This is a genomic window from Streptomyces sp. NPDC026672 (assembly GCF_040638185.1).
Taxonomy (GTDB): Bacteria; Actinomycetota; Actinomycetes; order Streptomycetales; family Streptomycetaceae; genus Streptomyces.
The window spans coordinates 232,091-251,100 of sequence record NZ_JBEZXS010000006.1; the positions used below are offsets into that span (position 1 = coordinate 232,091).

A 19,010-nucleotide genomic window follows, 5' to 3' on the forward strand; every position below is an offset into this window, starting at 1 on the left:
CGGGCGCGTTCGTGCAGGTCACGGCGATTGTCAGTGGCGTGGTGCATGGTGGACACCAGATCCGAACCGGCCGAGCTTGAGGGGGCCTCAGCCATGACTGCTGCCGTGGGGACGACGTCCGGAGCGACGCACGCGAAGGAGCACGCCGACGTGCTGCGCCCGCACGCCGAGCACGCCTTCGCCGCCGAACTCACCGCGCTGGCCGCGCAGGACGACCGCCCGCGCCCGGCCCGCTGGAAGCTGTCGCCGTGGGCGGTCGCGACCTATCTGCTCGGCGGCACGCTGCCGGACGGCACGGTGATCACGCCGAAGTACGTGGGTCCGCGCCGCATCGTCGAGGTCGCGGTCACCACGCTCGCCACCGACCGCGCCCTGCTCCTGCTCGGCGTCCCCGGCACCGCCAAGACCTGGGTGTCCGAACACCTCGCGGCCGCGGTCAGTGGCGACTCCACCCTGCTCGTGCAGGGCACGGCGGGCACCCCGGAGGAGGCGATCCGCTACGGCTGGAACTACGCCCGGCTGCTCGCCCACGGCCCCAGCCGCGACGCCCTCGTGCCCAGCCCCGTCATGCGCGCCATGGCCGAGGGCTCGACCGCCCGGGTGGAGGAGCTGACCCGCATCCCGGCCGACGTGCAGGACACGCTCATCACGATCCTGTCGGAGAAGACGCTGCCGATACCGGAACTGGGCCAGGAGGTGCAGGCGGTCCGCGGCTTCAACCTGATCGCCACCGCCAACGACCGCGACCGCGGGGTCAACGACCTGTCCAGCGCGCTGCGCCGCCGCTTCAACACCGTGGTGCTGCCGCTGCCCGAGAGCGCCGACGCCGAGGTCGACATCGTGTCCCGGCGCGTCGACCAGATCGGCCGCTCCCTCGACCTGCCGGCCGTGCCCGACGGCATCGACGAGATCCGCCGCGTCGTGACCGTCTTCCGCGAACTGCGCGACGGTGTCACCGCCGACGGGCGTACGAAGCTCAAGTCGCCCAGCGGCACGCTGTCCACGGCCGAGGCCATCTCCGTCGTCACCAACGGCCTTGCCCTGGCCGCCCACTTCGGCGACGGTGTGCTGCGGTCCGGCGACGTCGCCGCGGGCATTCTCGGCGCCGTCGTGCGCGACCCGGCGGCCGACCGGGTCGTCTGGCAGGAGTACCTGGAGACCGTCGTGCGCGAACGTGACGGCTGGACGGACTTCTACCGCGCCTGCCGGGAGGTGAGCGCATGACCGACGGCACACTGCTCCTCGGGGTGCGCCACCACGGGCCCGGCTCGGCACGGGCGGTCCGCGCCGCTCTGGACGCGGCCCGGCCGGGGGCGGTGCTGATCGAGGGGCCGCCCGAGGCGGACCCGCTCCTCGCGCTGGCCGCCGACGAGGACATGCGGCCCCCGGTCGCGCTCCTCGCCCACGCCGTGGACGAGCCCGGCCGCTCGGCGTTCTGGCCCCTGGCCGAGTTCTCCCCCGAGTGGGTCGCGATCCGCTGGGCACTGGAGCACGGCGTGCCGGCACGCTTCATCGACCTGCCCGCCACACACACCCTCGCCCGGGGAGAGAACGGAGAGAACGGAGAGGATGGGGAGAACGGAGAGGACGAGGCACCCGGGAAGGGCGAGGGCGGAGTCCCCGGGGTGGGGGACGGGCCCGAGGAGGACGTCCGGGTGGACCCCCTCGCCGTGCTCACCGGGGCCGCCGGGTACGACGACCCCGAGCGCTGGTGGGAGGACGTCGTCGAACACCGCGGCGACCGGCGGGACCCGTTCGCGCCGTTCACCGCCGTCGAGGAGGCCATGGAGGCGCTGCGGGAGACCTACGGCAGCGGCGGCCACCGCGAGGACCTGGTGCGCGAGGCGTACATGCGGCTCCAACTGCGCGCGGCGCGGCGCGAGACCGACGGGACCGTGGCCGTGGTGTGCGGGGCGTGGCACGTGCCCGCGCTGCGCCGTGCGGCCCCCGTCGCCGCCGACCGGGCGCTGCTCAAGGGGCTGCCCAAGGTCAAGGTCGACCTGACCTGGGTGCCGTGGACGTACCGCAGGCTCTCCCGGGCCGGCGGTTACGGGGCGGGCATCGAGTCGCCCGGCTGGTACGCGCACCTGTTCGCCGCGCCGGACCGGCCGGTCGAGCGGTGGCTGACGAAGGTGGCGGGGCTGCTGCGCGAGGAGGACAGGATCGTGTCCTCGGCCCATGTCATCGAGGCGGTCCGGCTGGCCGGCACCCTCGCGGCGATGCGCGGACGCCCGCTGCCCGGACTGGGTGAGACGACCGACGCCGTGCGCGCGGTGATGTGCGACGGCTCGGACGTGCCGCTGGCCCTCGTGCACGACCGGCTCGTGGTCGGCGACGCCCTCGGGGAGGTGCCCGGGACGGCGCCCGCGGTGCCCCTCCAGCGCGACCTGACCCGGTCCCAGCGCCGGTTGCGGCTCAAACCGGAGGCGCTGGAGCGGGAGATCGAACTCGACCTGCGCAAGGACACCGACGCCGGACGCAGCCGTCTGCTGCACCGGCTGCGGCTGCTCGGGGTCGGCTGGGGCGAACCGGTGAGCTCGCGGGGGAGCACGGGCACCTTCCGGGAGACCTGGCGGCTGCGCTGGGAACCGGAGCTGTCGGTGCGGGTCGCCGAGGCGGGGGTGTGGGGGACGACCGTGCTCGCCGCGGCCACGGCCAGGGCCGAGTCGGACGCGACGTCCGCGACGTCCCTCGCGGACGTCACCGCGCTCGCCGAACACTGTCTGCTCGCCGGCCTGCCGGACGCGCTCCCCGTGGTGATGCGCGTCCTCGCCGACCGGGCCGCGCTCGACACCGACGTCGGCCACCTCGCCCAGGCCCTCCCGGCGCTGGTCCGCTCGCTGCGCTACGGCGACGTGCGCGGTACGGACACCCGGGCCCTGACCGAGGTCGCGGCGGGCCTCGCGGAACGGATCTTCGTCGGTCTGCCCCCGGCCTGCTCCGGCCTCGACGCCGACGCGGCCGAGGAGATGCGCCGCCACGTCGACGCCGTGCACACGGCGGTGGGACTGCTGGCGCAGACCACGTCCGGCGCCGACGGTCCCGGTGCCACCGGCGGCACGGACAGCACCGGCGGCCCTCGCCCCGACCACGCCGGGCTGCGCGTGCGGTGGCGGTCCGTCCTGCGGGCCCTCGCCCTGCGGGACACCGTGCCCGGGGTCGTCCGGGGACGGTCCGTGCGGCTGCTGCTGGACGAGGGGGAGCTCGCACAGGGGGAGGCCGCGCGGCTGATGGGGCTCGCGCTGTCGGTGGGGACGGCCCCGGCGGACGCGGCCGCGTGGATCGAGGGGTTCGTCGGCGGCGGGGGCGGGATGCTCCTCGTGCACGACGAACGGCTGCTCGGGCTGGTCGACGCCTGGCTGACCGGGGTTCCGGCGGACGCGTTCACCGACGTACTGCCGCTGCTGCGCCGCACGTTCTCGGCGTACGAGCCCGGTGTGCGCCGCACCCTCGGCGAACAAGTGCGTCGCGGACCGGGACGGCACGCGGGCACGGCCGACGGACCGGGCGCGGGGCTGCCCGGCTTCCACCCGGAACCGGACGCGGGGCGCGCCGACGCCGTCCTGCCCGTGCTGCGCCTGCTGCTCGGCCCGGACGGCGTGGGGGAGAGGGCGACGGCGGACGACAACAACCTGGTGGGGACAGACACATGACGACCGGGACGGATCAGGAGCGGTTGCGGCGCTGGCGGCTCGTCCTCGGCGGTGAGGCGGCCGACGGCACCGGCTGCGCGCTGTCCGGGAAGGACGCCGCGATGGACGGAGCGCTGACCGCGCTCTACGGCAAGGGGGACCGGCCGCAGCCGGGGCGGGACCGGTCGGCGGGGCTCGGGGCGTCGGCGCCGTCCGTCGCGCGCTGGCTCGGCGACATCCGCACCTACTTCCCGTCCTCCGTGGTCCAGGTCATGCAGCGCGACGCCATCGACCGGCTCGGGCTGTCCGCCCTGCTCCTCGAACCGGAGATGCTGGAGGCGGTCGAGGCCGACGTGCACCTCGTCGGCACCCTGCTCTCCCTCAACAAGGCGATGCCGGAGACCACCAAGGAGACGGCACGGGCCGTCGTGCGCAAGGTCGTCGACGACCTGGAGAAGCGGCTCGCCACCCGTACCCGCGCCACCCTCACCGGCGCCCTCGACCGCAGCGCCCGCGTCAGTCGGCCGCGCCACCACGACATCGACTGGAACCGCACGATCGCGGCCAACCTCAAGCACTACCTGCCCGAGTACCGCACGATCGTGCCCGAGCGGCTCATCGGCTACGCCCGCGCGGCGCAGTCCGTGAAGAAGGAGGTCGTCCTCTGCATCGACCAGTCGGGCTCGATGGCGGCGTCGGTGGTCCATGCCTCCGTGTTCGGCGCGGTGCTCGCGTCCATGCGGTCCATCAGCACCCGGCTCGTCGTCTTCGACACCGCCGTCGTCGACCTCACCGACCAGCTCGACGACCCCGTGGACGTCCTCTTCGGCACCCAGCTCGGCGGCGGCACGGACATCAACCGGGCCCTGGCGTACTGCCAGTCGCAGATCACCCGGCCCGCCGACACGGTGGTGGTGCTCATCAGCGACCTGTACGAGGGAGGCATCCGGGACGAGATGCTGAAGCGGGTCGCGGCGATGAAGGCGTCGGGGGTGCAGTTCGTCGCGCTGCTCGCGCTGTCGGACGAGGGGACGCCGGCGTACGACCGGGAACACGCGGCGGCGCTCGCCGCGTTGGGGGCGCCGGCGTTCGCCTGTACGCCCGACCTGTTTCCCGAGGTGATGGCGGCGGCGATCGAGAAACGGCCCCTTCCGATTCCGGACGGCACGTGATGACCGTGATGGAAGGGGACATGACTACCCATCGGTAACGGGGGGCTTGCGCTACCGCGGGCGGACCGTGCGAGGATCGGCGCGCGTCGTGCCGAAGCGGCACACGTACCACCGCACGGGAGGAACCGCCCCGTCTTGACCCCGCCAGCAGCAGCCCTGCCGGGAGCCGCCACGCGCGTACTGCGCACGGTGGCCGGGCGGCGTGCGCTGCAACTGGCGGTCCTGATGGGCGGACTGCTCGCGCTCGGCCTCCTCTCCGGGGAGCGGGCGCACGCGGCCGACGGGACGACGACGTCCGTCAGGCCGGGCGCGTCCGTACCGTCCGAACGATCCGCACGGTCCGTGTCCTCCGTACGGGGGGACGGTCCGGGGTCGTTGACGAAGGGCCTGGGGGAAACCGTCGCCGGGCTGACGCGCTCGGTGGGCGGACCGGCGGTCCGTCACCCCGGGAGCGGAACCGGAGCGGCGCCCGGAACGGGTACTCCCTCCGGGTCCCCCGTTCCGTCCGGGACCGTGCCCGCGCCTCCGGTGCGTCCCGCGCCGGTGACCCACTCGCCCGCTCCGCAGACCTCGGCACCCCACGCCCCGGCTCTCCCGCCGGGCCCCGTGCCGACGGGCATCCGCTCCGACGACCTCGTCCGTTCCGTCACCGACACGGTCGTCAAGCCGGTCGGGGACGTCATCGGGACCGTGACCACGGAGCTGACCCGGCCGTCGGAGCCGGCGTCCTCGTTGCCGACACTGCCTGGGCTGCCGGGACTACCTGGGCTGCCGACGTGGCCGGAGACCGGGCCCACCGTGCTGCTCCCGGGGCTCCCGGAGCTCCCCGGACTGTCCGAGCCGCCGGGCGCGCCGCTGCCCGCGCCGGTCGTCACGGACCCCGCGCCCCGGCGCCCGGGTGCCGCGCACCCCGACGTCCCGGGCACGAGGGGACGTACGACCGACAGGGCCGTGACCTTCGGGTCCGTGCGGGCGTACCCGCACACCGCTCCCGCCTCGACGGCGGCCGGCGCGGCGCACGCGCGCGCCCCGCACGTCGCACGTCCCGGCCACGCTCCGAGCCGTCCCGCGCCCGCGGGTGACCCGGACGGCGCGCTGGGCAACCGGTCGGCCGTCGACAACGGTGCCTCGCGGCACCTCGACGCCCACGCCGTCACCCTGAACGACCGGGCGCCGCTGCGGTTCGTGCCCGGTGCCGCCGCGCGCCTCGACGCGTCCGGGACCCGGGACAGGTACCGGGACATCCCCGTCTTCCCCGGTTAGGACACCGCCGGCCTCCGCTCCGCGCCCACCGCACGGGCCGCGCGAGGTGGTGAGGCCCACCGTGCCCGTCCGGGCCCTTCCGATCTCCGGCCTTCCGATCTCCGGCCTTCCGATCCCCGGCCGTCTGATCCCCGGCCCCCGGCCTCCGATCTCCGGCCTCCGGACGGCGTACGTCCCCCGTTCGTGTTTTCGGCGCCCCTGAAAGCCGCTCCGGCTCCGGCGCCGTGGAACTCCGAAGGAACCGACGCCCGCATGAACGAGAACGCCCAGCCCCACCCCCAGCCCCACCCTCACCCCCAGCCCCACCCTCACCCCCGGCCGACCGGCGGAGCCCCCTGCGGCTGAGGCGCCGTTCGCCCCCCGACTCCGCGGGAGCGGCGGACCCGGACGGTCGAACGCCGTCGGCCGGGCCGGGCCGTGTCCCGCGGGCAGGGTCGGTTGACCCCCATTGGGGTGGGGATCAACCGGCCCGGGTCCTCGTGGCCCACCCCAGGAGCCTCACCGGGTCAACCCCAGCCCGGTGAGGCTCCGCCCCTTGCGGCACGCCGTGCCAGGCAGCCCGGCATCATGTGACAGGTATCACCGCTCAGGTGTGACCCGCGATTTAGGGGCCCTCCGCATGCAGCGATAACCTGCGAGACGGACATGCCGCGCGCTCGGACACCGTGTGCGCTTCCCCTGTGACCCATGCGGACGTCACGTTGCCCTTCGCGGCACGCCCACGCATCCAACGAACCGCGAGATCACTGATAGGGACGGAAGCGCGTGGACCTGTTCGAGTACCAGGCGAGGGACCTCTTCGCCAAGCACGATGTACCGGTGCTGGCCGGTGAAGTCATCGACACGCCTGAGGCGGCGCGCGAGATCACCGAGCGTCTGGGCGGCAAGTCCGTCGTCAAGGCGCAGGTGAAGGTCGGTGGTCGTGGCAAGGCCGGTGGCGTCAAGCTGGCCGCCTCCGCGGACGAGGCCGTCGCCCGTGCGACGGACATCCTCGGCATGGACATCAAGGGCCACACGGTCCACAAGGTCATGATCGCCGAGACCGCTCCGGAGATCGTCGAGGAGTACTACGTCTCCTTCCTCCTCGACCGTGCCAACCGCACCTTCCTCTCCATCGCCTCCGTCGAGGGCGGCATGGAGATCGAGGAGGTGGCCGCCACCCGTCCGGAGGCCGTCGCCCAGACCCCGATCGACGCGATCGACGGTGTGACCCCCGAGAAGGCCCGCGAGATCGTCGCGGACGCCAAGTTCCCGGCCGATGTCGCCGACAAGGTCGCCGACATCCTGGTCAAGCTGTGGGACACCTTCATCAAGGAGGACGCCCTCCTGGTCGAGGTCAACCCGCTGGCCAAGGTCGCCTCCGGCGAGGTCATCGCCCTCGACGGCAAGGTCTCGCTGGACGACAACGCCGAGTTCCGTCACCCCGACTTCGAGGAGCTCCACGACAAGGCCGCGGCCAACCCGCTGGAGGCCGCCGCCAAGGAGAAGAACCTCAACTACGTCAAGCTCGACGGCGAGGTCGGCATCATCGGCAACGGCGCGGGTCTCGTCATGAGCACCCTGGACGTGGTCGCGTACGCCGGTGAGAACCACGGTGGTGTCAAGCCCGCCAACTTCCTGGACATCGGTGGCGGCGCCTCCGCCCAGGTCATGGCGAACGGCCTGGAGATCATCCTCGGCGACCCCGACGTCAAGTCCGTCTTCGTCAACGTCTTCGGCGGCATCACCGCCTGCGACGAGGTCGCCAACGGCATCGTGCAGGCCCTGAAGCTCCTCGAGGACAAGGGCGAGGAAGTCACCAAGCCGCTCGTCGTCCGTCTCGACGGCAACAACGCCGAGCTGGGCCGCAAGATCCTCTCCGACGCCAACCACCCGCTGGTGCAGCGCGTCGACACCATGGACGGCGCGGCCGCGAAGGCCGCCGAGCTGGCCGCCGCCAAGTAAGCACCGAGGACGAGGACATCTAGACACCATGGCTATCTGGCTCAACAAGGACAGCAAGGTCATCGTCCAGGGCATGACCGGCGCCACGGGCATGAAGCACACCAAGCTCATGCTGGGCGACGGCACGCACGTCGTCGGTGGCGTGAACCCGCGCAAGGCGGGTCAGACCGTGGACTTCGACGTCCCCCAAGGCCTTAAGGGCCAGGGAGGGGCCCCCATCGAGGTACCCGTCTTCGGCACCGTCAAGGAGGCCGTCGAGAAGACCGGCGCCAACGTCTCCGTCATCTTCGTGCCGGAGAAGTTCACCAAGGACGCGGTCGTCGAGGCCATCGAAGCCGAGATCCCGCTGGCCGTCGTGATCACCGAGGGCATCGCCGTGCACGACACGGCGTCCTTCTGGGCGTACGCCGGCAAGAAGGGCAACAAGACCCGCATCATCGGCCCGAACTGCCCCGGCATCATCACCCCGGGCCAGTCGAACGTCGGCATCATCCCGGGCGACATCACGAAGCCGGGCCGCATCGGCCTGGTCTCGAAGTCCGGCACGCTGACGTACCAGATGATGTACGAGCTGCGCGACATCGGCTTCTCGACCGCCGTCGGCATCGGTGGCGACCCGATCATCGGCACCACGCACATCGACGCCCTGGCCGCCTTCCAGGACGACCCCGACACCGACCTGATCGTCATGATCGGTGAGATCGGCGGCGACGCCGAGGAGCGGGCCGCGGCCTTCATCAAGGAGAACGTGACCAAGCCGGTCGTCGGCTACGTCGCGGGCTTCACCGCGCCCGAGGGCAAGACCATGGGCCACGCCGGCGCCATCGTCTCCGGTTCGTCCGGCACCGCCCAGGCGAAGAAGGAGGCCCTGGAGGCCGCGGGCGTCAAGGTCGGCAAGACCCCGACCGAGACGGCGAAGCTGGCGCGCGAGATCCTCGCGGGCTGAAACGGCTGCAACGGCTAAAACGGCTGCAACGGCTGGACAGATGTGACGGAAGGGTCCGCGCCCCCGGGGGACGCGGACCCTTCCGTGCGTTCAGCGGGTGTCCGGCACCAGCCGTTCCGGGCCGGGCGCGGGCTCCCCGCGCAGCTTCGAGCGCAGTTCCTGCTCCGCACCCGACAGCGGGCCCAGCGCCGCCTTCGGCGGCACCCCGCGCACGGCCTGGGCCGGGGAGAGCGGCGGTTCGTAGTGCGTGGGCGCGGAGCGCAGGGTGAGGATCGTCGCACCGATGATCGCGACGGTGAACGCAATGGCCGCCTGCGTCCAGAAGCGGATCCGGCGTTCGCCGTCCGTGCGCACCGGCTCCGGCCCGGCCGCGCGCAGCCGCTCCGTGGAGGCCAGTTCGGCGAGGCGCCGGTGCAGGGCGGCGGGGTCCGCCAGCTCCGGCAGCGAGGCGGCGACCGCGGCCCGCGCGCGGGTCAGCCGGTTCGCCGCGGCCGGGGTGCTCGCCTCCGTCTCCGCCGCCGTCTCCGGCAGGCCCAGGCCGACGCCGTCGTACAGCACGAGGGTGCGGCGGTACGACGACGGGAGGCTCAGGAGCGCGTCCAGCAGCGCGCGGTCGGAGGCGTCCGAGGGCGGGGGCTCGGGGTGCCGGTAGCGGGGGCGGAAGCGGTGCCAGGGGGAGAGCGCGCAGTCGTACGCCGCCGCCCGCACCCAGCCCGCCGGATCGCGGTCGCGGGCCACCTCCGGCCAGTGCTGCCAGGCCAGTTGGAAGGCCCGCTCCACGGATTCCCGGGCCAGCTCGCGCCGCCCGGTGAGCAGATAGGTCTGCCGTACGAGGGCGGGGGCGCAGAACGCGTACAGGGCGTCGAACGCCTGAGCGGGCGTCAGGGCGGGGGTCAGGGCAGGGGTCAGGGCAGGGGGCGCCTCGACCTCCTGGGGCACGAGGCAGGGCTGGGGGGCGGTCGACTCCAACGGGGTCTCCGGAACCTCCTTCGCCCCCTCGGCCTCCTTGACCTTCCGGGTCCTCTGGACCTTCTGGACCTTGTGGGCCTTGTGGGTCCTGTGCGTCTTCTGGTCCTTTTGGGTCTTCGGGGACTCCGGGGGCTTCGATACGGCCGTCGGTGGTGCCGTCGCCTCCGGTGTGCTGTTCGCCAGTGAGGTCAGCATCCGCGTGTACGCCTCACCCGCGGCGCCGCTCGGGACGGTGCGGCCGGACTCCCACCCGCGTACGGTCGTGCGGCTCACACCGAGCCGTGCGGCGAGCTGAGCCTGCGTCAGCGACCGCGACTCGCGCAGGCGTCGGCGTTCCTTGGGAGGCGGAAGCGGGCTCTCGGGATTCTGCGTCACCGTACGCCCTTCCGTGCGAAAAAGAACATAAACGTATATTGGGCGACACAACGGATCTTCGCCTGTTGCGACGGGAAAGCGTGTGTCGTTGGGAGCATGGCCGTCGTGATCCGGATGACCGCTCTGCGCCCGTTGTTGTCCCCCCTGCTGACCCGCGCCCGCGACCGTTCACCCGGGCTGGGCGCGAGCCTCGTCGGCGGTGCCGTCGCGGCCGGTCTGGGGCTCGGTTCGTCCGCGGTGCTCGTGATGGTGCTGTGGATCAGCTCGCCCTACCCCGACAGCGGGCCGGGCGGCGCGCTGCATGTCGCCGCCGCGCTGTGGCTGCTCGCGCACGGCGTCGAACTCGTGCGCACCGACACGCTCTCCGGCGCTCCGGCCCCCGTCGGCGTGACGCCGCTGCTGCTGCTCGCGCTGCCGGTGTGGCTGCTGTACCGGGCGGCGCGGGACGCCGTCGACGCGCCCCAGGACCGTGCGGACGGCGAGGACCGCGAGGGGTCGGGGAGCCCAGGGACCGCCGGGGCCGAGGACGGGCCGCCGCCGGTGGACGCGCGGACCGCCTGGGCGGGTGTCGTCGCCGGCTACCTCGGTGTCGGCTGCTGCGCCGCGCTGTACGCCACCGGCGGTGAACCCGGGCCCTCGTGGTTCTGGGTGCCGGTGTGCCTGCCGCTCGTCGCCGGGGGAGCGGCGGGGGTCGGGGTGTGGACGGCGTACGGGCGTCCGCGCGAGGTGCTGCTGCGGGTGCTGCCCCTGCTGCCGCACAGGCTGCGGGGGCCGGTCGCGGAGCCGTCCACACAGGTGGCGCTCGGTACGGCCGCGCGCGGGGCCGGGGCGGGGGCGGCCGTGCTCCTCGGGGGCGGGGCGCTGCTGCTCGGGCTGTCGCTGTTGTGGCACGGCGGGGCGGCGCGGGCGGCGTTCGTGGAGCTGACCGCGGGGTGGTCGGGGCGGTTCGCGGTGCTGCTGCTGTGCGTGACGCTGGTGCCGAACGCGGCGGTGTGGGCGGCCTCGTACGGGGCGGGGCCGGGGTTCGTGCTCGGTGCGGGGCACGTGGTGTCGCCCGTGGTGTCGGACCCGGCGCCGATGCTGCCGCCGTTCCCGCTGCTGGCGGCGGTCCCGGACGCGGGGGGCGGGGGACCCCTGACCTGGGCGGCCGGGGTGGTGCCGGTGGCGGCCGGGGTGACCGTGGCCTGGTTCGTGACGGGGCGGCGGGAGGCGGGGGAGTGGTCCGCGGGGCGGACGGCGGCTGTGCTCGGGGTGGCGGGGGTGATGTGCGGTGCGGTGTTCGCCGCGCTGGCCCTGGTGGCGGGCGGGCCGCTCGGGACGGGGGCGTTGGCGCGGTTCGGGCCGGTGTGGTGGGCCGTGGGGGGCGCGGTCGCCGTGTGGGTGGCGGGGGTGGGGGTGCCGGTGGGGTGGACGGTGCGCTGGTGGCGCCGCCGGGCCGTCCCACACACCCACCCGACTCTGTAGGCCAGAATGCGCGTCAGGCCCGTGCGCGGGATGCTGGCTTGCGGAACGGCTCGGCGCAGCCGGAGAACCTGTTCACCTGGAGCTCCGATAAGTAGGGCTGAATGATCCGCAGGCCGAATGCCATCGTCGGCGCGGAGGTCGCGCTGCTGGCCTGGCTCCGGATGTGGCACGACGCTGACCGCTGACCGGCGGGGCAGCCTCCCATTGGTCTTGCCGCGCCGCCTCCGGGGTTTGCCGACAGCTTCCCCGGAGGCGCCTTGCGTTCATGCCTTCGAGGCCGAGACCTCTCGTACGCGGCCGGCGAGCTCGCGCACGGACCGGCTCTTCGCGTACGGGGCCAGGTCCGTGCGCATCGTTGCGAAATGGTCGTCGCCCCGAACGCTGGAGATCTGCTCGTACTCGTCGAGGAACCGGCTCCAGGACGCGCACGCCGCATCGATGTGGCCGTGGCGGCGCTGCCGTTGCGCGAGGACCGCGTATGCGTGGACACGGCCCTGTCGCTCCTGGGCAGGCTGGAGCCGGATGCTGTTCTTCAGGGCTTTGATGCTGCCGGCGTAGTCGCCCTCCTCCATCAGGACGTGGGAGACGTGGAAGAGGTAGGCGGTCTGGTCGTAGCCGCCGATCGCGTCACGCCGGTCGTCCGCCTTGGAGAGCGCGGTCTCGGCTTCACGGAGGCGGTTGTGAGCCAGGTGCCGGTCGCCGACCATCGAGGCCCCGTGGGCCTGCTGGCCGCGGAGGAACGCGACGAGGCGGGGGCCGGCGGCCGGTGCTGCCTCGGCCGCGGAGTCCGCCAGTTCGAGGGACATCCGGCCGTGGCCGAGGCTGGACGCCTGGAGGGACATGCCGCGGAGCGTGCGGCAGTAGGTCACATGATCGTCGGCCTCGTCCGCGAGTTCCAATGCCTTGGTGTAGTAGGTCTGCCCGAGGCCGTGTGCTTTCTCGTACATGGCCATCCAGCCGGTCAGGTACGTGAGGTCCGAGGCTGCAGCAAGGATGTCCCGTTTGACGGGCTCGGATGCCTGCGCCCGCAGCCAGGGGCCCACCGTGTTCACGAGGAAGGCAGCCGCCATCGGCCGGGCGTGGCCCGCGCCGAGCTCGTCCAGGATGTCCGCGATCCGCTCGGTCATCGACCGTACGGCAGCGACCTGCGAGGCGCCGATCCGCGTGGTGGCCTTGCCCGGGGAGACGGGATCGCCGGATGCGCGCGCCACCCGCTGGAAAGCAGGGATGGAGAGGGCGGCGGAGAAGAGTGTTGCGGTGAGGAGCCCGCGGCGGGATGGATCCATGTCCGCCCTTCCTAGGTCGATCAGCTCTTCCACAGTGTCGACCGGGCTGGAGCCGTCGATCGGCACAGGAGGTTCGAGCCCGGCCTCCTGATAGGTGACCGGCCGCCCTAACCGTGCGGAAACAGCTTCCACGATCAGGGGCCTGACCTGTGGCTTTGGCGGCGTACCGGAGATCCAGTGCGCGACGGCCGTCCGGTCGTAGCTGATGTCGAGCCCGGCCTGCGGGCCGAGGCGGTTGACCTGCTGGGCAAGCTGTGTGCGCGTCCATCGTGCCTGGTCAAGTAGGGCGTCCAGGGCATGGTTGGGTGTGCGCTTCCTCGTGGCCATGTTCAACTCCCGACAGCTCATGGCGCATTCACGGTGTTCACGGTCCCACGTACTCATCACGGTACCCGCAGACCGTCATCCAGCGATTACCTCTGGTGAGGAAAGCGAGCGATCTCGGCTGGGGAAGGCATCGTGACAAGAACCATCGGCAGCGTCGGGCGGGACCGACCGGTTGAAGACTGGCTGGTGACAGCCGCAGCGGTCTCGGCCGAAGCGCTGAAGGAGTGGATACGGGACGGTATCGCCCGGCTGCGCCGCGGTGGCCGGATCGGCGTGATACGGGCCCCGGTTCGCCTGGTGTGGACAGTGGTCGGCACGGACGAGTTGGAGTGCGTGGACGACGACCTGCGCGGCTGGGTCGACTGCAGCACGGTGCCGCGCGAGCGCGTCCCCATGGTCGGACCTGGTGACCTCTGTTACGTGGACGAGGCAAAGGACCTGGTCAGGCGGGGCCGGGTTGCCCGTACTCACGGAGTGCGTCCGATGACGGCCTTGGTGACTGCCGCCGCTGCGCGGCCTGCCTTCCGCGTTGATGACGCCGGTCCTTTCCGTTCCCCGATCAAGGTGTGACGATGAGCAGATCAGCAAGTACGCAGGAGAAGGCCGCCGCCTCCCCGTCACGGGTAGGAGAATTGTCCGACGAGGAGCGGTTGGAGCTGGTCCGGACGAGGGCCCTTGCGTTGGAGGCGGAGCGGATCCGTGTCGTGGAACGCTGGTTGCTCACCGCGGCCGACGACTCGGGGCGGGCCCGCGCGGAATGGCCAAAGTCCGGCCGGGCCTTGCTGCGGGTGGGGACCCTGTTCAACGTCGTGCGCATCGACGCCCGGCTCGTGCAGGCGTTCGCCCGGTCGACGTCCCTCGCCGAGCTGGACGCCTGTCTGGCGTGGGAGTTGCGCGACGGCCCGGTCCTCTTCGAGCGGCATGCCGGGCACTACTACGTGCTTCTCGGGCTGAGCGAGCGGTCCCGGCCCGAATGGGAATCCCGCAGTGACGACGTCGAGTTCATGGGCCGTGACCACCGCCTCGGTGTACCGCCGCCCTCGGCGACCGATCCGGACTCGGGCCCCTCCTACTGGTCCGTCCCGATCTGGACCCCCGGCGCTCTGACGAAGCCGTACCTGGCCGGTGAACTGATCGCCAGGGCCCGGTCCCGCCTGGCCCGGGAGAGGCAGTCCGGTGAATGACTTCCAGCTCGGCGCCCCACAGGAACTGGGGCACGGCGAGGGCTCCCGCGAGCTTGTTCTTCCATCCGTCGCGGGGTCGGTGGCCCAGGCCCGCCGACTCGTCCAGGACGCGTTCCTGGAGTGGCAGCTGATGGATCTTCGGGCGGATGCGCAGCTGATCGTCTCGGAATTGACGACGAACTGCGTCCAGCACGTGTCGGACGCCGGAGCGATCCGGGTCACCGTCGAGCGCCTCACCGACGTACGAGTCCGCGTGGGTGTGGAGGACCGCTGCCGTGAACTCCCGCGCCCGCGTTCCCCCGGACCGGACGCGCTCGATGGCCGGGGACTGGCCCTCGTCGCCGCCGTCTCCACCATGTGGGGCGTCGAACCACTCCCCGACGGCAAACGCGTCTGGGCCGACCTCCAACACACCCCCCATAGAACACAGACGAGCAGTCTGCGTACACCACCGGCCAGGCGCAGGCACTGTACGTGCTCGTCCTCCTGCCGCTGTACGCCTCCCTCGCGGTCTGGATCACGGCCGAACAGCGACGAGATCCGTGGAGACGCTTCAGCGCGATCGGATCGCCCCCTGGGGGTCAGCCGTATGAGGCCGTTCCCCGATGCCGCCGTCCTCCCCGCTGCCCGCGCCGTCCTGGACTCCGAGACGCAGACCACCGTGTGGGTGGACTCGGACGGCAACCAGGTGCCGACGATGGGCAAGCACAAGCGGTCCGAGACGTCGAAGGAGACGTCCACGAAGACCTCACTCGACGGCACTCCGGACCAGGGCACCGACCAGTCGGGAGACAGCGACTGATGGCCGTGGGTGACCGACTTCTTGCGCACCTCGTTGAGGGCATCGCCCCCGAGCACGGCTACGTGGACCTGAATATTCACAGTGTGAGGAGCCCGACGGTGTCCGACGAACTGACTGCGGTGGCGCGCTTCTTGTACGAGGCCGGGACGCTGAAAAACACCAAGCGCAGCGGCTGGTGGATGGCCGGAGTCAAGGACCCGGAGTCGGTTGCCGATCACTCCTGGCGTGCATCGCTGATCGCGACCGTCATCGCGCAGCTCGAGGGAGCCGATCCGGCTCGTGCGGCGTTCCTCGCGGTGTGGCACGACAGCCAGGAGACGCGCACGGGCGACGTCAACCACCTCGGCAAGAAGTACACCGTGGGGGAGGCCGACCCCGAGGCGATCACCGCCGATCAGGTCGCCGGCATGCCCTCGGTCCTCGCTGACGCGGTCAAGGGACTCGTGGCCGAGTACGAGGCCAAGGAGTCCGCGGAGGCACAGTGCGCGCGGGACGCGGACAAGCTGGAGTGCATGATCCAGGGCATCGAGTACCGCGACCAGGGCTATGCCAACGCGCAGAGGTGGATCGACAACAGCCGCGGCAGGATCGTCACCAAGAGCGGCCAGGCACTCGCTGACGCGGTCCTGGAAACCGGCTCCCTGGACTGGCTCCGTGCCGCCCTCGGTGAGAACCGGAGCTGATGTCAGCCGTTTCAGCCCTTCTGCCGAATGCCCGACCCGACTGCGGTTCCTGCCGGGCCGCGCGGGTGAGCGGCGCCCGGCCGGTGACGGGCCCCACACGCTGTACCTCTGGCCGAGGAGCCGACCGGTGGCAGTTCCTGCCGCCGGTCGGCTCCTGCCAGGAAGAGGGGACCGTCAGATGAGGCCGAGGGCGCGGACCGCGTCGCGCTCCTCCTCCAGCTCCTTCACCGACGCCTCGATGCGGGCGCGGGAGAACTCGTTGATCTCCAGGCCCTGGACGATCTCGTACGCGCCGTCCTTGGTGGTGACCGGGAAGGAGGAGATCAGGCCCTCCGGGACGCCGTAGGAGCCGTCCGACGGGATGCCCATGGAGACCCAGTCGCCGTCGGCCGTGCCGTTGACCCAGGTGTGCACGTGGTCGATGGCGGCGTTGGCGGCGGAGGCGGCCGACGACGCGCCGCGCGCCTCGATGATGGCGGCGCCGCGCTTGGCGACGGTCGGGATGAACTCCTCGGCCAGCCACTTCTCGTCATTGACGACCTCGGCGGCGTTCTTGCCGGCGACCGTGGCGTGGAAGATGTCGGGGTACTGGGTGGCGGAGTGGTTGCCCCAGATGGTCAGGCGCTTGATGTCGGCGACCGTCGAGCCCGTCCGCTTCGCGAGCTGGGTGAGCGCGCGGTTGTGGTCGAGGCGGGTCATCGCGGTGAAGCGCTCGGCCGGTACGTCCGGCGCGGCGGCCTGGGCGATCAGCGCGTTGGTGTTGGCCGGGTTGCCGACGACCAGGATCTTGACGTCGTCCGCCGCGTGGTCGTTGATGGCCTTGCCCTGCGGCTTGAAGATGCCGCCGTTGGCCTCCAGGAGGTCACCGCGCTCCATGCCCTTGGTGCGCGGGCGGGCGCCCACGAGGAGGGCGACGTTGGTGCCGTCGAAGGCCACGTTCGGGTCGTCCGTGATGTCGATGCCCTGGAGGAGCGGGAACGCGCAGTCGTCCAGCTCCATGGCCGTGCCCTCGGCGGCCTTGAGCGCCGGGGTGATCTCCAGCAGGCGCAGCTTGACCGGCACGTCCGCGCCGAGCAGCTGGCCGGAGGCGATGCGGAAGAGCAGGGCGTAACCGATCTGGCCGGCCGCGCCGGTGACGGTGACGTTCACGGGAGTGCGGGTCATGGCGTTCTCCGTATGACAGCTGGCGGTGGGGCGTCGCTGCCCCGGGGGTACCGGATCCCCCGGCCCGGCTCGTGACCGGTACCCGCCGCGAGATCGACCACACGGATGATCGATATCTTGGCGTCAAGAGAGATCCGGCGGTCAGGCTATCGCGCATCCGTGACCGGGGACCTCCCGCCCCGTTGTGGCCCGTCCCACAGAGTGACGACCGGGACACGGGAGAGGCGGCCGCCCGTCCGGGAGAGGGAAGACGAAGACGGCCGCCGGTCGGGGACCGAACGTGCCGGACTCCCGTGGGGGTAACGGTTCGCGTTCCCGCCTTTCGCCGGGCCATGCCTTTCCGGACGTGATTCTTCCGCGCGCCCGGACGGCGGCCGCTCCCCCCGCCCTCCTACGAGGTGCAGCCGGTGCCGCCGGACACGAGGACCGCGCAGGCCCGCGCCTCGGCCGCGTCCTTCACCGCCACCATCGGGGTGTACGCGATGGTGTCCCCCGCGTCGGTGAGCCTGCCCTTCTGCTCCGTCTTCCCCGCGCTCACCCTGACCTCGTCGCCCGGCACGGCACCGGTGACCCGGCCCCAGGCCGCGCCGCAGGTCTTGCTGTAGCGGACTTCGAGGGTGGCGGTGCCGAGGACCGCGGTCTTCGCGGTGGTGGCCAGGTCGCCGCTGCTGCACCCCATGGCCTCCGCGTCCTTGCCGGTGCAGCCGGCGTCGACGCACTTCACCCCGGCGGGCAGTGCGCGTGTGCTGGCGGACGGGGAGGGGGACTCGACGGCGTCCTCGCCCCCGCCGCCGGCCCCGCGGGTGAAGAGGAGGACCGCTCCGACGAGGACGAGTACACCGGCCGCCCCCGCGAGGAACATCGTCAGCCGCCGCCGTCGCGCGGGCGGCGCGGGCCGCCGCGGACGGGGCCGTTCGCCGTACGGGGACGGGGTGCCCGGTGCCGGGCCGAAGCCGCCGTCCGCCGTCGGCGCCGGCACCTGCGGCCTCGCGGCCGGGCGCGCGCTCACCCTCGACGGACCCTCGTACCCGGCCAGGTTCCAGGAGTTGACCACGGGCTCCGCACCGCCCCGCCGGGCCTCCGCCTCGGCGCCCGTCGGCTGCTGCGGGATCGCCGGGGACCCGCCCCCGAGGCCCGGGGCGCCCGGCGCCGCCGTGGTGCCGGAGCCGTTGCGGGTCGCGGTGCCCGGCACCGGAGGTCCCCCGAACTCCCCCAGCGCGGCGCGCGCCTGGGAGACGCGTATCGCCTCGATGGTCATGTCGTGGCGCATCTCCGCGCGGCTCCAGGCGCGTTCGGCGAGCTCCCACATCGTCGTCAGGTGCACGGGATTGGTCCCGGTCACCTCGGCGAGCGCCACGACGGCGCCCTTCGGTGCCAGGAGCCGGCCGCCCAGATAACGCTCCCAGGACGTCCTGCTGTAGCCCGTGCGGTCGGCCAGTGCCGCGACGCTCAGCCCGCTGCGGTCCACGAGCCGCCGCAGCTGGCTGGTGAACTCCTTGATCTGCGGGTCGAGTTCGTCCGGCAGGGCTTTCCAACGAGGCATCGCTCTCCCCCCTCTTTCCCCCCGGTCGGTATGGAACACGTTAGACCGTTGCACCCGGAACGTCCCCGCCCGGAAACCGGGCCGGGGCCTTTGTGGCAGGGCCCGGACACCGTGGCGGAACGGTCACTTCCGTGCCACAGCGCGCGGACAGCCGTTGAACAGGCAGTTCGCGGCACGGGAGGCTGGGTGCGCGGCGGCGGTCCGTCCTTGCTCGGGGGAGGGGACGGGCCGCCGCCGGCGGTGGGGCGGGTGTCAC

General features: G+C 72.5%; 14 protein-coding genes and 2 pseudogenes. 12 read left to right on the plus strand and 4 right to left on the minus strand.

Annotated features, from left to right (window positions below):
• Positions 1 to 93 precede the first annotated feature (93 nt).
• The 6 genes from AB0F77_RS09470 (at position 94) to sucD (ending at position 8,957) form a co-directional block, all read left to right on the plus strand.
• Positions 94 to 1,224 carry an AAA family ATPase gene (locus AB0F77_RS09470; protein ID WP_361944045.1) on the plus strand — a complete coding sequence of 377 codons (1,131 nt, stop codon included), beginning with the start codon at positions 94 to 96 and terminating at the stop codon, positions 1,222 to 1,224.
• Positions 1,221 to 3,653 (plus strand): DUF5682 family protein, encoded by a 2,433-nt coding sequence (locus tag AB0F77_RS09475; RefSeq protein WP_361944048.1) that lies wholly within the window; start codon positions 1,221 to 1,223, stop codon positions 3,651 to 3,653. Before AB0F77_RS09470 ends, AB0F77_RS09475 begins: the two co-directional genes overlap by 4 nt.
• The gene (locus AB0F77_RS09480) at positions 3,650 to 4,804 is read left to right on the plus strand and encodes a VWA domain-containing protein (protein ID WP_361944051.1); all 1,155 of its coding nucleotides are present in this window, start codon (positions 3,650 to 3,652) and stop codon (positions 4,802 to 4,804) included. The genes AB0F77_RS09475 and AB0F77_RS09480 overlap by 4 nt, the downstream gene beginning before the upstream one ends.
• A gap of 135 nt (positions 4,805 to 4,939) precedes the next feature.
• Positions 4,940 to 6,067, plus strand: coding sequence for a hypothetical protein (locus AB0F77_RS09485; RefSeq protein WP_361944054.1), 1,128 nt, complete (start codon positions 4,940 to 4,942; stop codon positions 6,065 to 6,067).
• 765 nt (positions 6,068 to 6,832) lie between these two features.
• On the plus strand, positions 6,833 to 8,011 hold the full coding sequence (gene sucC, locus AB0F77_RS09490) for an ADP-forming succinate--CoA ligase subunit beta (RefSeq protein ID WP_361944057.1): 1,179 nt from the start codon (positions 6,833 to 6,835) through the stop codon (positions 8,009 to 8,011).
• Between the two features lie 28 nt (positions 8,012 to 8,039).
• Positions 8,040 to 8,957 carry a succinate--CoA ligase subunit alpha gene (gene sucD / locus AB0F77_RS09495; RefSeq protein ID WP_361944060.1) on the plus strand — a complete coding sequence of 306 codons (918 nt, stop codon included), beginning with the start codon at positions 8,040 to 8,042 and terminating at the stop codon, positions 8,955 to 8,957.
• A 90-nt stretch (positions 8,958 to 9,047) separates the two neighbouring features.
• Here the strand turns inward: sucD and AB0F77_RS09500 are convergent, their stop codons facing one another.
• Positions 9,048 to 10,301 (minus strand): helix-turn-helix domain-containing protein, encoded by a 1,254-nt coding sequence (locus AB0F77_RS09500; RefSeq protein ID WP_361944063.1) that lies wholly within the window; start codon positions 10,299 to 10,301, stop codon positions 9,048 to 9,050.
• A 96-nt stretch (positions 10,302 to 10,397) separates the two neighbouring features.
• Here AB0F77_RS09500 and AB0F77_RS09505 point away from each other — a divergent pair.
• Positions 10,398 to 11,735 (plus strand): annotated as a pseudogene (locus tag AB0F77_RS09505) (DUF6350 family protein); the annotation flags it as partial.
• Positions 11,736 to 12,028: 293 nt separating this feature from the next.
• On the opposite strand, the gene AB0F77_RS09510 reads toward AB0F77_RS09505, so the two are convergent.
• The gene (locus tag AB0F77_RS09510; RefSeq protein WP_361944066.1) at positions 12,029 to 13,378 is read right to left on the minus strand and encodes a hypothetical protein; all 1,350 of its coding nucleotides are present in this window, start codon (positions 13,376 to 13,378) and stop codon (positions 12,029 to 12,031) included.
• Between the two features lie 132 nt (positions 13,379 to 13,510).
• Here AB0F77_RS09510 and AB0F77_RS09515 point away from each other — a divergent pair, with 132 nt between their 5' ends.
• The 5 genes and pseudogenes from AB0F77_RS09515 to AB0F77_RS09535 all read left to right on the plus strand — a co-directional run bounded on the left by AB0F77_RS09515 (position 13,511) and on the right by AB0F77_RS09535 (position 16,047).
• A complete protein-coding gene (locus AB0F77_RS09515) occupies positions 13,511 to 13,948 on the plus strand; it encodes a hypothetical protein (RefSeq protein WP_361944069.1) in 438 nt (145 codons plus the stop codon).
• A gap of 2 nt (positions 13,949 to 13,950) precedes the next feature.
• A complete protein-coding gene (locus AB0F77_RS09520) occupies positions 13,951 to 14,562 on the plus strand; it encodes a hypothetical protein (protein ID WP_361944072.1) in 612 nt (203 codons plus the stop codon).
• Positions 14,563 to 14,641: 79 nt separating this feature from the next.
• Positions 14,642 to 14,917 (plus strand): annotated as a pseudogene (locus AB0F77_RS09525) (ATP-binding protein); the annotation flags it as partial.
• 183 nt (positions 14,918 to 15,100) lie between these two features.
• On the plus strand, positions 15,101 to 15,364 hold the full coding sequence (tgmA, locus tag AB0F77_RS09530; RefSeq protein WP_361944286.1) for a putative ATP-grasp-modified RiPP: 264 nt from the start codon (positions 15,101 to 15,103) through the stop codon (positions 15,362 to 15,364).
• A 98-nt stretch (positions 15,365 to 15,462) separates the two neighbouring features.
• A complete protein-coding gene (locus AB0F77_RS09535; RefSeq protein WP_361944074.1) occupies positions 15,463 to 16,047 on the plus strand; it encodes an HD domain-containing protein in 585 nt (194 codons plus the stop codon).
• Positions 16,048 to 16,221: 174 nt separating this feature from the next.
• Here the strand turns inward: AB0F77_RS09535 and AB0F77_RS09540 are convergent, their stop codons facing one another.
• On the minus strand, positions 16,222 to 17,211 hold the full coding sequence (locus tag AB0F77_RS09540) for a malate dehydrogenase (RefSeq protein WP_361944077.1): 990 nt from the start codon (positions 17,209 to 17,211) through the stop codon (positions 16,222 to 16,224).
• Positions 17,212 to 17,602: 391 nt separating this feature from the next.
• Positions 17,603 to 18,754, minus strand: coding sequence for a DUF2690 domain-containing protein (locus AB0F77_RS09545; protein ID WP_361944080.1), 1,152 nt, complete (start codon positions 18,752 to 18,754; stop codon positions 17,603 to 17,605).
• Between the last annotated feature and the right edge of the window lie 256 nt (positions 18,755 to 19,010).